Annotated in this window: 10 protein-coding genes; 3 read left to right on the top strand and 7 right to left on the bottom strand. The window is 73.2% G+C overall.

What is annotated here, in order from left to right; all coding sequences use genetic code 11:
• Positions 1-5: 5 nt before the first annotated feature.
• From mycP to eccB, 4 genes are all read right to left on the bottom strand, one after another.
• Complete coding sequence (gene mycP, locus ACFY2Z_RS35100) at positions 6-1,316, bottom strand: type VII secretion-associated serine protease mycosin (RefSeq protein ID WP_390748047.1); 1,311 nt, start codon at positions 1,314-1,316, stop codon at positions 6-8.
• A 211-nt stretch (positions 1,317-1,527) separates the two neighbouring features.
• Positions 1,528-1,812, bottom strand: a complete 285-nt coding sequence (locus tag ACFY2Z_RS35095; protein WP_365168340.1) for a WXG100 family type VII secretion target — start codon at positions 1,810-1,812, stop codon at positions 1,528-1,530.
• Positions 1,813-1,885: 73 nt separating this feature from the next.
• Positions 1,886-2,197, bottom strand: a complete 312-nt coding sequence (locus ACFY2Z_RS35090) for a WXG100 family type VII secretion target (RefSeq protein ID WP_311697200.1) — start codon at positions 2,195-2,197, stop codon at positions 1,886-1,888.
• A 206-nt stretch (positions 2,198-2,403) separates the two neighbouring features.
• Positions 2,404-3,993, bottom strand: coding sequence for a type VII secretion protein EccB (gene eccB / locus ACFY2Z_RS35085; protein WP_390748046.1), 1,590 nt, complete (start codon positions 3,991-3,993; stop codon positions 2,404-2,406).
• 351 nt (positions 3,994-4,344) lie between these two features.
• Here eccB and eccE point away from each other — a divergent pair, with 351 nt between their 5' ends.
• From eccE to ACFY2Z_RS35070, 3 genes are all read left to right on the top strand, one after another.
• Complete coding sequence (gene eccE, locus ACFY2Z_RS35080) at positions 4,345-5,661, top strand: type VII secretion protein EccE (RefSeq protein WP_390748045.1); 1,317 nt, start codon at positions 4,345-4,347, stop codon at positions 5,659-5,661.
• Positions 5,661-6,503: a hypothetical protein gene (locus ACFY2Z_RS35075; protein WP_390748044.1), complete on the top strand. Its 843-nt coding sequence runs from the start codon at positions 5,661-5,663 to the stop codon at positions 6,501-6,503. Before eccE ends, ACFY2Z_RS35075 begins: the two co-directional genes overlap by 1 nt.
• A gap of 186 nt (positions 6,504-6,689) precedes the next feature.
• A complete protein-coding gene (locus ACFY2Z_RS35070; protein WP_390748043.1) occupies positions 6,690-9,728 on the top strand; it encodes an SCO5717 family growth-regulating ATPase in 3,039 nt (1,012 codons plus the stop codon).
• 114 nt (positions 9,729-9,842) lie between these two features.
• Here ACFY2Z_RS35070 and ACFY2Z_RS35065 read toward each other — a convergent pair whose 3' ends face one another.
• The 3 genes from ACFY2Z_RS35065 to ACFY2Z_RS35055 all read right to left on the bottom strand — a co-directional run bounded on the left by ACFY2Z_RS35065 (position 9,843) and on the right by ACFY2Z_RS35055 (position 14,972).
• A complete protein-coding gene (locus ACFY2Z_RS35065) occupies positions 9,843-10,073 on the bottom strand; it encodes a DUF397 domain-containing protein (protein ID WP_311697205.1) in 231 nt (76 codons plus the stop codon).
• Between the two features lie 95 nt (positions 10,074-10,168).
• A complete protein-coding gene (locus tag ACFY2Z_RS35060; protein ID WP_390748042.1) occupies positions 10,169-11,125 on the bottom strand; it encodes a bifunctional riboflavin kinase/FAD synthetase in 957 nt (318 codons plus the stop codon).
• A 136-nt stretch (positions 11,126-11,261) separates the two neighbouring features.
• Entirely contained in the window at positions 11,262-14,972 is a 3,711-nt protein-coding gene (locus ACFY2Z_RS35055; RefSeq protein WP_390748041.1) for a trypsin-like peptidase domain-containing protein, read from the bottom strand.
• Positions 14,973-15,090 lie beyond the last annotated feature (118 nt).

The raw sequence follows: 15,090 nt of genomic DNA, 5'->3' as shown, positions 1-15,090 counted from the left end.
CTTGTTCAGCTCGGCAGCCCGGCCCGTTCGGCTTGGCCGGAGCGCCTGGTGCGCCAGTCCCGTACAGCGATGCCGCTTCCCGCGGTTACCAGGACCAGGAGCAGGGTCACGCCCAGGACGTACACGGCGATCCTGCGTTCGCGGTCCGTTTCGCTCTCTCCCATCGTGACGGCCATCGGGACGGCTCCTCCCGAGCGGGCCGCCGCGGGCGGGTCCGGTTGGGGGGTGGTGGCCGGCGTGGAGTCGTCCGACAGGGCCGCGACCGGGTCGACCACGCCCCAGCCGGTGTAGCGGTTGGGCCCGCGGCCCGGGCGTTGGGCGGACTGCTCGATGCGGGTGGCGATCTGAGCCGCCGTCCAGCTCGGGTGCTTCTCCTTCAGCAGGGCCGCCACGCCCGCGACGTACGGGGCCGCGAAGCTTGTGCCGTCGGCCGTGCACTGGCCGCCCTTCGGGACGGTGGAGACCATGCCGACGCCCGGTGCCGCGACGTCCACGAAGTCGCCCGCCTGTGAGAAGAAGGCGCGTTCGTCGTTGCGGTCGGAGGCCGCCACCGCCAGGACGCCCGGGTACGAGGCGGGGTAGGTGTCCGCGGACTGGCCGTCGGCTCCGTCGTTGCCGGCGGCCGCCACGATCAGGGCACCCGCCCGCACGGCGGCCTCGACCGCGTTGCGCAGTTGTGTGTTGTCCTGCTTGTCCGCGGTGTCCGAGGAGATGTTGATGATCTTCGCGCCCTTGGCCACCGCGGCGCTGATCGCCCGGGACATGGTCTGCGAGTTGCCCTGTTTCTCCTGCGCGCCCGTGTAGCGGAAGGAGAGGATCTTGGCTTCCGGTGCGATGCCCTCGAAGCCGGTGCCCTTGATCGGGCGGGCGGCGATGATGCCCGCGACCCGGGTGCCATGGCCCTCGACGTCCTGGGTGCCGTCGGTGGAGCCGACGAAGTCGCCGCCGCCGGGGGCCATGGCGGTCCTCAGCTGCGGGTTGGAGTCGTCGACGCCGGTGTCTATCACCGCGACCGTGACGCCCTTGCCCGTCGCCTGTCCGTGCAGCTGGTCCAGGAGGATCCGCTGGAGGGACCAGGGCGTGGACTTGATGACGCTGCCGCCGAAGACGCACTCGGCGGTCGACGAGACGCCGGAGCCCGGGTCGTCGCCGGAACCGGAGATGCCGGTGGTGAGGTGGGTGGGTGTCGCCGGGGCGGCTCCTGCCGACGGGGCCGAGGCGAGGCAGACTCCCGTGGCTGCGAGCACACCGAAGGCCCGCCGCAGTGTGCGGGTTCCGCTGTCGCGCCTACGCGAACGGGCTGTCGTGCCCCCCATGTTCAGGCCCCCAGGGCTTGCCTGCTTCCTTCGAAGCCGGGTCATGTCTGTGTGTGGTGGAGATGCGTCGGCGCAGATGGAGCAGTGCCGACTTTGTGAAGATTCACGTCTTTTACTGTGCGCGACCCCTGAGACGGGGTCGGCCCAGCGGACGCCGTGGCGTCGGCTGGGCCGATTCCCCTCATGTCGCGCCCCTCGGGTCGCCGACGGCTCAGCCCCAGGTCGAGGCGTTGCTCTTCTCCGTGGCCTGGTAGTTCTCGGCCGCGCTCTGGAGCGCGGTGGAGATCTTCAGCAGGGTGGCGTGCAGGTCCGCGGCGGTCTGGTCCCACTCACGCTGCTTGCGCTGGTAGCCCTCCTGCGCCTCGCCTTCCCAGGTGCTGGCGACGCGCTTGACCGCGGCCTCGAGGTCGTCGAGCTGCTGCTTGATGCGGCCCGCGGTCGAGCGCACGTCCGTGGACGCGTTGGTGATGGTTGCGTAATTAACGAGGATCGACATCGCTGTTCCCTTTCAGGAAGAGTCGAAGGAAAACGGTGGAAAGAGGGGAGAACTGCTGTCCTACGCGGCTGGATCAGCCGAAGTCGGACATGATCTTGCTGATCTCGGAGTTCTGCTGCTCCTCCGAAGCGGAGTAGTTGCTCCGCGTGGAGTCCACGGCTTCCTTGATGTCGTTGAGGATGTCGCTCATCCTCTTCGCGTCCGCGTTCCAGCGCTCCTGCAACTGGCGGTAGGACTGGGCCGCCTGGCCCTGCCAGCCGCCCGCGATCTGGTCGATGACGCCGTTCAGACGGCGGATCTCGCCCTGGATCTGACCGTTCGCGGTGTTGATGTCGCCGGAGAGCTTGGTCAGCTCGTCCTCTGTTACCCGGAACTGGCCGGCCATGTGAACCTTCCCCCATGTCGTTGTTGATCCGGGAAACCTGCACCAGGCGCCCGGAAATGCTTCGCAGCCTTGAGTGCTGCAAACACTCTATCGTCCGCCTGCGACACAGTCACAAGCAAGGCCAACCAGTTACACGGCTCACACACTTGAGCGATGATTCCGTGATCGATCCCGTCAACCTGAGTCCCTGGCAGGCCTGTTGACGCTTACTGGGCCTGCGGCTGTGCCGCGCTGCCGGTGTCCAGAGTCGGTCCCTTGGGGATGAACGTCGCCCAGGACTGCGGCACCACCGTGGGGTTGGAGACCTTCTCGTAGCCCAGCCGGGTGCGTGCCTTGTCCGTCTCGCTGGCACCGTCCGACGAGGAAGCGGAAGCGGATGAGGAAGCGGACGACGCGGTGGCCGAGCTGTCGTTGTTCGACGGGAGCGAGTAGCGCAGGCCCGTGTCGGTCAGCAGGTACGTGGCGCCGCCGCCCCCTGCCGCGCCGGTGACCTCCTGGAAGAGCAGGCCCGAGCCGGAGGAGACATAGGCGCTCAGCGAGTCGGCGACGACCCTCTCGGGGTACGCCGTCCCGGCCCAGGCGGCCAGCTGCGGCTTCCTGTCCGCGCCGATGGTGCCGTCGTAGACGCTGCACGAGGTGGTGCGGGCCGGCTCGGTCGACGTGGCCGCCGGGTTGGCCTGCCGCGGGACGGTCTGGGGCCAGCCCTTGTCCGCGTAGAAGTTGTCCGCCTGGCCGCCGTTGGCGGCGATGATGTCCGGCGTGCCGACCTTGATGTCCGTGATCGCGTCAGTCCCGTACGCCAGCTTGGCGGAGGGCGAGCTCTTGAGCAGGTTCGCCACGAAGGGCGTGATGGCGGCGACGTGGTCGCGGAGGACGACGTAGTACTGCGTGCCCTGCGCGTCCGTCGCCTTGAGCACCCGGCCCACCGTCCCCGCTTCCTGGGGCAGGCCCTTGACCGAGGTCGGCTGACCCGCCGACTGAACGTACGGGAAGCTGATGACCCCGCCCTCGTTGAGGGTGTGCAGCCACTGCTCGCTCACCGGCTGCGGCCGGGCCGTGGTGCCTATGACGGCGGCGCGCAGCTGCTCCATGGTGGTGTTGTTCAGCGCCGAGGAGCCGCCCAGCAGGAAGGCGCTGCCCTTTCCGTCGACCAGGTACTCCTGTTTGGTCTTGGAGTCGACGACGTAGAGGGCCTCGCCGACATCCACCTTCCCGGAGTTCGCCAGCGACTTCGCGTCGCCCGAGTCGAGGACGAAGACGGCGCGGTCGATGGCGTCGTCCGATCCGGCGGCCGGCCGTTCGCACACCGCCCAGGTCTTGGCCTTCTCCGCGTCCTCCTTGGCGGGCAGCCGGTCGGGGGCGTAGGGGATGCCGAGGGTCGCGCCGTGCGGGATGCCGCTCTTGTCGATCTCCTTGCCGGGCACCTCCAGGACGCTGCCCTTGTCCTTGTCGAGGAGCAGTTTGGCGGAGGCGTAGTTGAGGACGGGGTGCAGCGTCGGAGTCGCCTTGCCGTTCGCCCCCTTGTCGTTGAGGACGACGTAGCGCGTCGTGGAGTCGCTGTCGACGATGATGTACTCGCCGGGCGTGTCCCAGCCGGGCGGCGCCGACGGCTTGATCACACCCCAGGCGATGAACCCCACGACCAGTACGACGCCCATCGCCAGGCTGGGCATCACCGTCTGCATGGGGCGCGGTGCGCCTTCGTCCGAACCTCCCGGCGATGGTGCGAGGAACGCCGCGACGGTGCGCTTGCGAGCGAACGTATAGGCGGCGAGCTCGTCCCGACGCTTTGCCATGGTCCCCAGGTCTCCCGTTTTGTCATGCTCTGTGTGCTCGAAGGGCCGCAACGGCCGAGCAGGCATTTACTATCGCACTGCGCCATGGGGCGACGGTTCATCAGGTGCGCGGCCGCCCCCGCATCTTCACAGAGCCTCACACAGCGCACCACCATGCGGGGCCGGTCCGTGACAGGCTGGCAGTTCGGGGTTCCGGTGTCCCCTGTGTCGCCCCGCGTTCAGCAGCGGGTACCGTGAGCCACGCGCATGGATGACGTGGGCCATCGGTGCCCCTGGCCCGTCGCCGGGATCTCCGCAGAGGATCTCCGGCCGACGTACGGCCACTATTTCGCGAAAGGGATGTCCCGGGGGATGACCAGCGCTACGAGCACTCGGCGCGGAGGCCGCGCACAGCAGCAACAGGACGGCCCGGACCGCAGACGGGTGCCGTCTTCGACGCCCTCCGCCGCGTCGCCGCGTCTGCTGCCCAGCCCGGGCGGCATGGGTCCGGTACGGCTGCCGCAGCTCGTTCTGGTGGAGCTGGCGGCGGCGGTCATGCTGGTCGCCTGGGTCGCCGACGCCTCCTGGCTGCTGGCGCCGGCCGGTGCCGTGGCGGCGCTGCTGCTGCTTCTCGCGGTGCTGCGCCGGGGGCACCGGCCGCTGCCCGAGTGGTACGAGACGCGGCGCGCGCTGAGGCGCCGTCAACGCGACGCCAAGCTGCCCGTCCCGCCGGGGACGGACCCGATGCTGGCCCCCGCCGTGGAGTGCGACCCGGCGCTGCGGACGTACCGTTTCGTGTCCCGTGACAACCGCTCGATCGGCATGATCGGCGACGGCACCTTCGTGACCGCCGTGCTCTTCGTGCAGCCCGGTGACCAGCCGCTGCGTCCCGAGTCCGCCGGGCGGCAGCTGCCGCTCCGACTGGTCCACGAGGCGCTGGAGGTCGACGGGATCCGGCTGGCGTCCGCGCAGATCGTGCAGCACACACAGCCCGCGCCCGCGCCCCATCTGCCGCCGCAGGCTGTCGCCGTACGGTCCTACGGTCCTCTCCAGGCGCAGTCCGGCTCGCCCGCGCTGCGGCTCACCTGGGTCGCCCTCAAGCTCGACCCGGAGCTGTGCCCGGAGGCGGTCCAGGCCCGGGGTGACGGCGTTCCCGGGGCGCAGCGCGCACTGCTGCGGGTGGCGGACCAGTTGGTGAGCCGGCTGGCCGGGGCCGGCTTCAAGGCGACCATTCTGGACGAGAACGAGCTGGTGCAGGCGCTCGCGACGTCCAGCTGTCTGAACCCGCGGGCCAACGCGCAGCACGCCCAGGACGGGCGGCCGGCCCAGCGCCGTACGGTCGAGTCGGTGCGCAGCTGGCGCGTCGACGACCGGTGGCACACCACGTACTGGCTCTCCCGCTGGCCGCAGTTGGGGGGCGGCGGTGTGGCGCTGCCCGAGCTGGTCACGCGGTTCACCTCGCTCCCCGTGCTCGCCACCACGTTCAGTGTGACCCTGGGCAGGGCCGGCAGCCGGGGCGTCTCCCTCACCGGGCACATCCGCATCACCGCCCGCGGTGACAGTGAACTCGGCCAGGTGGGCCGGGAGTTGGAGCGGGCCGCGAGCGCCGCGAAGGTCGGTCTGGTGCGCCTCGACCGGGAGCAGGTCCCCGGAGCCCTCGCCACTTTGCCGCTCGGAGGTACGTACTGATGTCCCATCCCGCTACGGCCATGGAATCGGGGCAGCGCGGCCGGGCCCCCGGGCGCATGCCGGCGCATGTGGCCTCGCCCACCGACACCGGGCTGATCCCGATCATTTCGGGGCCGCAGGCGCCGCAGGAGCAACGGCGCGTGTTCAGCCCGGGATTCGGGCTGCGCGGACCGCGCCGCAACCGCCATGTCGTCACCGTCGACGAGCTGGCCGCGGTCAGCATGCCGATCGGTGACGACGGTGTGATCATCGGCACCGACACGGAGTCGCAGCCGGCCGTGCTCGGTCTGTCCCGTCCGACGCCGTTCGACGTCGTCCTCGTGGGCGGTCTCTGGCTCGCCCAGGTGCTGGCGCTGCGCGCCGCCGCGACGGGGGCACGCGTGGGGGTGGAGACCGGCCGTCCGGGGGCCTGGCAGCAGTTGGCGCAGGCGGCCGGTGGCGGCCAGCAGTGTGTGACGGTCTATCCGGTGGGGCGGGTACCCGCGCAGGGTCCCTCGGTCTCCAGCCCGGTGGTGCTGATCCGGGACTGCGGCGTCCGTCCGCCGCGCGGGCGGGTGACCTCTCTGCCGTGGCAGGCCGTCGTGACGGTGCTGCCCTTCGTCAGCGAGCACGCGCCGCGCTGGCTGGCCCAGGCCCAACTGGTCGGTATCCAGCGCATCTCGCCGCAGGAGACGGAGGTCGTACGGGACACTCTGGGCATCCCGGACGAGCAGCTGCAGGCGCTGCCGACGCTGTATGACGGCGTCGCCCTGTGGTGCACCCGCAAGCACCGCAAGTTCGTCATGACCGAGCCCACGGACGCGGAGACGGGCCTGCTCGGCGTGGCCCGCCGGATGGACTGACGGCTCGTCGTTCCGGTGGGTGTGCTGCCGGTCGGCCACCCCCACGGCCACTTTTCCCTCCCGCGATACGAGTGATTAGTCTTCTGGTGATGCGGTGACGATCGCAGCCGCGTGGGGCTCGCCACTCGGTCCGCCCGGCCGCGACGACGACCAACTCAGCAGCAGTGGCTGACCAGGAGGCAAGCAGTGAACAGCGATCGGTCCGAGTACAACGGCGGCAGCCCGTCCTCGGACGGGGACGATCAAGAGGTTGACCTCACCGGCGAGTTCGAAATCGTCTACACGCCTCCCGCCTGGTACGCCCAAAGCACGCAGTCAGGCTCGCCGGCCGGCGGGCCCCGGGACGCCGGCCAGGCGCCGCCACCGCCGTCTCCCGGACCGCCGGTCGGTCCGGCCGTCGGGGTGCCCACCGGGCCGCCGGGCGGTCCCGGTCCCGCACCGCACGCCGCCCCGCCCCAGGCTCCCGTACCGCCGCACGCCGCCGCCCCGCAGACTCCCGTACCGCCGCACGCCACCGCGCCCCAGGCTCCCGTACCGCCGCACGCCGCCGCCCCGCAGACTCCCGTACCGCCGCACGCCGCCCCGCAGGCCCCTGCACCCCAGGCGCCCGCCCCGCAGGCTCCGGCGCCCCAGCCTCCGGCACCGCCGTACGCCCAGGGCGCCTCGCAGCCGCCCGCGCACGGCGCGCCCGCCGCCAACCCCTACGCGACGGGTGGCTACGGATTCCCGCAGCAGCACTCCGCCCCGGGCACTCCTCCGGCGGCGGCCGCGGGCGCGGTGCCGCCCGGCGGCTACGGCTACCCGCAGCAGGCGGGACCGGGCGCGCCCCAGCCGGACCAGGGTGCGCCGGGTGGGTACGGGCAGCCGCAGCAACAGCAGCCCCCGGCGCAGCCGACCGCCGCGCCCGGCTTCCCCGTGCTGCGCCCGGTCGACGAGGACGCCCAGGCCGCCCCGCCTCCGGCAGCCGCCCCCGTGGCGAGCGTCCCCCGGCAGGCCGCCCCCGAGCAGCCGATGCCCGCGCAACCGATGCCCGAGCTGAACCATGCGGCCGCCGACGCCGAGGCCCAGCGGCTGTTCGGCGACGGCCCCGACGACGAGGAGCCGGAGGAGGAGCGCGGCGACGCGGTGGCGGAGCCGGGTGACTCCGCCGGGTCCGTGCCCGGTGCGGACGTCGACGAGGCGACGGACGCCCCGTCCGTCGCGGAACCCGCCGCCCCCGCGGCCGAGGACGCCGACACCGACCCGTCGTCCGCGACGGCGGAGGCAGAGCCGGAGGCACCGGCGGAAACAGACGCGGAGTCAGGCGCGGACGCCGAGGCACGCACGGAGGCAGAGCCCGCCCCCGGTCCCCTCCCGGCGCAGGCACAACCCCAGCCGGAGCAGGAGCTTCCGCCGCTGCCGCAGGGCTATGTGCCGGCACAGCCGGTCCCGGGAGTGCCGCGGCAGGCGCCCCCGCCCGCGCAGCCGCATCCGCATCCGCAGGCCGCCGGATACGGCTACCCGCAGCCGCCCGCCCAGCCCGAGCATCAGGTGCCCTCGCAGGGTTCGTTCGGGCCGGCCCAGCCGCCCGCGTTCCCGACGCAGGGTCAGCCGCCGGCCGACCCGCGGCAGGCGCCCCCGCCCGCGCAGCCCCAGCCGCCGCAGCCGCAGGCCGCCGGATACGGCTATCCCCAGCCGCCCGCGCAGCCTCAGCCGCCCCAGCCGCAGGCCGCCGGATACGGCTACCCGCAGCCGCCCGCCCAGCCCGGGCCCCCGCCGCAGCAGCCGCAGCAGCAGCAGCAGCCCGGGCCGGTCGCGTACGGCTATCCGCCCCAGGACGGCTACGGCTACCCGCAGCCGCCCGCCCGACCGCAGCCTCAGCCGCAGCAGCCCGCGCCCCAGCAGCAGCAGCCTCCGGCCCAGGCCGTGCCGCCGCAGCAGCAGACGCCCCCGCAGCCCCCCGCTGCCTACGGCAACCAGGGCTGGACCGCCCCGGTCGGCCCCCAGGCCGGACCCGGTGCCGCGCAGCACCAGGCCGCTCCCGGCACCCCGCTCGGTTACAACGCCGCCGTGGAGCTGTCCTCCGACCGGCTGCTGCGCAACCAGCCCAAAGCCCGCAAGAACAACGCGGGTCCGTCCCGGTTCAAGTTCGGCGCCAAGAAGGAGGAGGCCGAGCGCCAGCGGAAGCTGGGGCTGATCCGTACGCCGGTGATGTCCTGCTACCGGATCGCGGTGATCAGCCTCAAGGGTGGCGTGGGCAAGACCACGACGACCATGTCGCTCGGCGCCACGCTCGCCACCGAGCGCCAGGACAAGATCCTCGCGATCGACGCCAACCCCGACGCCGGCACCCTCGGCCGACGGGTGCGGCGCGAGACGGGTGCCACCATCCGTGACCTGGTGCAGGCGATCCCGCAGCTGAACAGCTACATGGACATCCGCCGCTTCACCTCGCAGGCGCCCTCCGGTCTGGAGATCATCGCCAATGACGTGGACCCGGCGGTCTCCACCACGTTCAACGACCAGGACTACCGCAGCGCCCTGGAGGTGCTGGGCCGGCAGTACCCGATCATCCTCACGGACTCGGGTACCGGTCTGCTCTACAGCGCGATGCGTGGAGTCCTGGACCTCGCCGACCAGTTGATCATCATCTCCACGCCCTCGGTGGACGGCGCGAGCAGCGCTTCGACCACGCTCGACTGGCTGTCGGCGAACGGGTTCGCCGATCTCGTCCAGCGGTCGGTCACCGTGATCTCGGGTGTCCGGGAGACCGGCAAGATGATCAAGGTCGAGGACATCGTCGCGCACTTCGAGACCCGCTGCCGCGGTGTCCTCGTGGTGCCCTTCGACGAACACCTCGCGGCGGGTGCCGAGGTGGACCTCAACATGATGCGTCCCAAGACCCGCGAGGCGTACTTCGATCTCGCCGCGCTCATCGCCGAGGACATCGCCCGTACCCAGCAGGGCTTCGGCAACCCGAATCTGCAGTACCAGCAGCCCCCGCAGGGGTACGCACCCCCGCAGCAGCCGCAGCAGCCCTACGGGCAGCCCGGTGGTGCCCCCCAGCAGGGACAGGGCTGGCAGCAGCCGCCCGCCCCCGGTCAGGGCTGGCAGCAGCAGCCGCCGGCACCCGGGCAGAGCTGGCAGCAGCAGCCGGCGCCGGGCCAGGGCTGGCAGCAGCCCCAGGCTCCGCAGCAGGAGCAGCCCCAGCAGGGCCCCGTACCGCCCGGCTGGACACAGCAGTAGCGGACCGGCCGGCGAGGAACCGGCCGGCAACGCCAGAGGGCCGGCACTGTGACAGTGCCGACCCTCTGGCGTTCGCGTGCGTCGCCACAAGCGTGTCGGTACGCCTCCGCGGTGCTACCGCAGATCGAACTCCCCGTCGCGCGCGCCGAGGACGAACGCCCGCCACTCCGCCGCGGTGTAGCGCAGAACCGTGTCGGGGTCCGCGGAGTTGCGCATCGCGACGGCGCCGCCCTCCAGGTATGCGATCTCCACCCGCTCGTCCTGGGGACCGTCAGGGGAGCCGACCCACTCGACGCCGCTGATGTCCATGGCGTACAGCGCTTCCTTCTCCTGCTCGGTCGCCACCGGTTCACTCCGTTCCACCGACCTTACGGACAGCGAGGATTCTACAACTGAGCGCGGTGGCAGGGGGTTTACCGAGCGAACCCGACAAGTCGGGTTCAGGCGGTGGGCCGGGCGGCCGCGGTCAGCTCGCGGCAGCGCTTCACGTCCTCCGCCATCTGCTCCAGCAGGGCGTCGAGCGACTCGAACCTGGCCTGGCCGCGGACGAACGCGAGGAAGTCGACGGCGACATGCAGCCCGTACAGGTCCAGGCCCACCCGGTCGATGGCGTACGCCTCCACGGTCCGCTCGGTGCCGTCGAACTGAGGGTTCGTGCCGACGGAGATCGCGGCCGGCATCGCCTCGCCCAGGACGTGCAGCCATCCGGCGTAGACGCCGTCGGCGGGGATCGCGGTGTGCGGCAGGGTCTCGACGTTGGCGGTCGGGAAACCGAGGTCGCGGCCGCGCTGCGCGCCGCGCACCACGACGCCCTCGACCCGGTGCGGGCGTCCGAGGATCTCGCTCGCGCCCTCCATGTCGCCCTCGGCGATCAGCCGCCGGGTCAGAGTGGAGGAGAAGGGCTGGCCGCCGCCCGCCTCACCGGACTCGTACAGATCCACCACCTCGACCTCGAAGTCGTAGGTCTTGCCCTGCTCGGCCAGGAACTCCACGTTTCCGGCGGCCTTGTGGCCGAAGCGGAAGTTGGGACCCTCGACCACGGCCTTGGCGTGCAGCTTGTCGACCAGGACCTTGACCACGAAGTCGGCGGGCGAGAGCCGGGAGAACTCGGTGGTGAAGGGCAGGATCAGGACCGCGTCGACCCCCAGCTCGGCGCACAGCTCGGCGCGGCGGTGGTGCGGGGCGAGCAGCGGCGGGTGGCTGCCGGGGCGCACGACCTCGCTGGGGTGCGGGTCGAAGGTGACGAGGACCGACGGGACGCCCAGTTCACGGGCGCGCTCCACCGCATGCCGGATGATCAGCTGGTGTCCGCGGTGGACACCGTCGTAGGAGCCGATGGTGACGACGCTGCGCCCCCAGTCCTCGGGGATGTCCTCCAAGCCACGCCAGCGCTGCACTGTGACCGCTCCTCGTCGAACCCGTGTCCGTGTTTGCCTTGTACGCAGGTCTAAGGGTGCCATGCCGCGCGCTCTCGGCCCGCATCGGCATGGTTGCTGTGACGGGCGGCACGCACCGCAGGACCGCCCGTGCCGGTCATGCCGGGACCCGCACGGACGCGAGGCTCTCGATCATGCGGCGGCCGCCGGGGCCGACCAGGGCGGCCCACTCCGCCGGGGCCTCGGCCAGCCAGCGGGCGAGGAGCTGGGCGAAGCCCGGCACCCGCCGGGCGAGATCGAGCAGGCCGCGGTCCAGTCGGGCGGTGCCCTCCTGGGTGCGGGCCAGCAGCAGGCCCGCCCGGTGGATCACCACACGGGCGTGCGTCTCCCCACCGCCCTGTGCCCCCTCGGCGGCGGCCCGCAGCAGGGCGTCGAGGACGGCGGGGTCCCGCTCCTGGGTGAGCAGCAGGTCGAGCAGTTCGTGCCGCAGGGGGCGGGACTCCTCGACGCCGGGCGCGCCGAGGACCACGGCGAGCGCGGACCGCAGCCCCGGGGATCCACCGTCGAGCAGCCCGGCGACCAGCGGCAGCAGCACGGCGCGGGCCTCGAGGCCGTGGCCGAGCCGCCGGCCGACCTGGGCGGCGACCTGCTCCGCGAGACTCGTTCCCGGGTCGAAGGTGCTCGCCTCCTGCGGGCCTTGTGCCGCGGCCTCGCGGATCAGGGCGGCGACCTGGTGGGCGAGGGCGGGTGTGGTGGCGTCCGCGAGGGCGCGCAGGGTCTCGCCGGTGTCGGGTCCGCAGTGCCGCAGCCGGGTGCGGAACGCGCAGAGCACCGGTTCCGGATGGGTGGCGAGGGCGGTGACCAGGGCGTCCGGGGGCAACTGGGGGTCACCGGCGGCGAACCGGGCGAGGGCCCCCCGCAGATGCCGGGTGCGGGTGCGGGGATCGCGTACGAGGAGCGCGAGGGCGCCGCCGTGGACCGCGCAGTCGGCGGGTCGGGCGAGCACGGTGAAGGCGGCGTGCCGCAGCAGCTCGTGATCGGCCTCGGTGCGGGTGTACGGGGCGGCACGCAGTCCGTACGCCATCGCCGCCACCCGCCGGGCGGGCCGCTCGTCGTGGGCCCACCGGCCGACGGCCCGGCACACGGCCGACGGTTCCTCCTCGGCGAGCACCGCGAGCAGTTCGTCGCCGCGCCGGTGCGCACTGTCCGCGAGTGCCTCGGGCAGGTCGTCGGGGGCGCGGTGCCGGTGGGTGTGCAGCAGGGCCAGCGCGGCGGTCGCGACGGTCGCGTGCGGGGTGGCGGGCAGCGGGCGCTCGTCGTCGAACCAGCGGGTGAGATGGCGCTGTACGGCGACGGGGTCGTCCGCGAGCAGCCGGGCGACGGCGTCCAGGTACCGGGGCGGGGCGGCCCCACCGGACCCGTCCGGCTGCCGGTGGCCGGCGCCACTAGCCGGCCGGGGCCGCCGGGACCGGCCGGGGGGCTCGTCGGCGGTCACCAGCCTTCGGAGCAGGTCGAGTCGTTCCGCCTCCGGTACGGGCAGTGCCGTCCAGAACCATGGTGCGAACGCCCGGGGGACGCGCCGTCCCGCGGTCCGCCACCGCACGACGCGGTCGGCGAGGAGGCGCAGGACATGCAGATACGGCCTCGCGTCGGTGAGCCGGACGAGGGTGTCGGTGAGCAGCTGGGCGGCCCACCAGAGCGCGTCGTCGTCCGGTGGCGTGGGGCGGGGCTCCAGCAGCGCGTCCACCGCGTGCACCAGGTCCTCCAGCCGCAGGGCGAGACCGGCCGGGCCCTCTCGGCGGGCGAGATGGAGCAGCGCCTCCACGACCGGCCCGATGCGGTGGCGCGGCACGGGCTGGGTACGGGACACCACGGCGGCCCGGTGGAAGGGGCGGGTGCGGCGGCGTGCGGCGGCCGTGGCGGCGAGGGAGGACACCGGGTGCTCCCCCGTGCCGGGCACGCTCCGGTGCACCAGGGTGTGCAGGGCGGCGTCCAGGTCGAGGTGCCTGCCCTGGAGCCAGTGGGCGAGTTCCTCGTGGGCGAAGCGGTAGCCCAGGCCCGCGGGCTGGATCAGGCCCTCGGCGAGTACGGCGCAGGCCCAGCCCGCGGTGTTGCCGAGCCGTCGGCCCGCGGCGGGCCCCCAGGGGAAGACGGTCTCGAAGGCGACGGGGTCCAGGGCGCCCTGCCCGGGGCCCAGGCTGCGGCGGACGGCGTCGTGGACCTGCCCGGAGACCTTGGCCGCGAGGCGGCGTACGGCCGTGCCGTGCAGGCCGTTCTCCGCGGCGAGCCGCACCGCGATGCGCAGGCAGACCAGATCGACATAGGCGGAGAACACCTCGTCACGGTCGACCGGCGCGCACGGCAGGTCCTCCGCGCCCGGCGCGCAGGGCAGGTCCGGCTCACCCGTCACATCAGGGAGCGCGGCGCGCACCTCCCCCAGCAGGCGCAGGGTCAGCGGGTGCCGGGCGTCGGAGTCCTGGAGGAGGCCTTCCGGGATGCCATGGCGGGCCCGGGCCTCGTGTGCCTCGGCCGGGCTGAGATCGCCGAGCGCCACGCAGGGCGGCAGACGGTCCGGCACCGGGCCCGGGTGGGACCCGCCCGGCGCGGACGGATGCGCCCCCGGCTCCCCCGCGCGCGCCCCGTACAGCAGCTCCTGCGGGAACCGCGTCCCGGCCTGCTCCCAGTGCTCCGGCCCGCAGGCCGTCACCAGTCGTGCCCCGGAATCGCGCAGCCAGGCGGCCGTCTCCCGCGTCCACCCCGGGAGTCTGCGGGCGAGACCGTGCGGCATCTCCTCGGGGCCGTCGAGGAGCAGCAGCAACGGTCGCCCGGCGTCCCGCGCGACCCGCGCGAGACGCTCGGGCAGGACTCCGCCTGGCTCGCCGTCGACGGGAGGCTGCCCGCCGCCGGTCCGGTGCAGCGCCCGTGCCACGGCTGCGGCCAGGGAGGGGTCGGTCTCCCTGAGGTCCGCCCCGCGCAGCCGCAGCACCGGGATCGGCTCGGGGTCCCGGGCACACCGTGCGGCCAGGGCGGCGAGTTCCGTCGTACGGCCGCTGCCGGGGGCGCCGACGAGCGCCAGGACGACGCGCTCGCTGCGCTCGAAGGCGGTGAACTCCTCGATGAGACGCGTGCGTCGGACGGTGAGGCGGTCGTCGGGCGGGCCGCCCGTCCCCGCTGCCCTCGCCGTGAGGTCCAGGACTCCCGCGAGGTTCAGGTCCTCCCCGTGGGCGGGGACGGTCCGCGCGTTGCGGTCCAGCAGCTCGTCGAGGGGCTGTCCGAGCCCCCGCAGCGGTACGGCGAACCCCGTGGCCCGCTGATCCGTGTGCAGGCGGGTGCCGAGCACGGCCAGCACGGCACCGGTGGCGGCGTCGAGGACCGGTCCGCCGGCGGCCCCGCCGCCCGGGCGGAGCGCCTCGGTACCCGCCGTGCCGAGCGCCAGTTCCAGGGTGTCGTCGACGAGGCGGGGGCAGTCGGTGGCCCGGTAGGTGGCCGCGGTCGTGTCGAGCACCCGGGCCTCGCGCCAGCCGCCCGCGGCGATCTTCACGTATGTGCCGGTCTCGATCCGGTCCCGGGCCGTGACCGGGAGCGGGTCCAGGCCCAGCCCCTCGGTGCGAAGGAGGGCGAGGTCGGCGTACGGCAGCGGGGTCACCGCGTCGGCGTCCAGCACGCACACGCGGCCGTCCGCTGTGTGCAGCACCGGACGGGCCAGTCCGTCGACGGCCTCGTGGCTGGTGATCAGCGTGCCCTGGTGGTCGATCGCGAACCCGGTTCCACGAGGGCGTCCGGCCGGGTCGCACACCCTCACAAGGGCGGAATCCGTGCCGTGCCCTGCCTCGCCGCCGTCCCGTGTCCGAGGGCCTGGTACCGCCATGCTCGAACCTCCCCGCCGTGCCTGAGCCCGACGGTAGGCCGCTGGTGATCAACGGAACAGATCTTGCGGCGAACGCGCCCCCTTCCGCTCCCTCGGTTCACTCCGAGCGCCTGCTCGA

The organism is Streptomyces sp. NPDC001222, assembly GCF_042896945.1.
GTDB classification, from domain to species: Bacteria; Actinomycetota; Actinomycetes; order Streptomycetales; family Streptomycetaceae; genus Streptomyces; species Streptomyces gibsoniae.
Note: the sequence above shows the minus strand (reverse complement) of the source record. Positions and strands in the feature narration are given on the sequence as shown.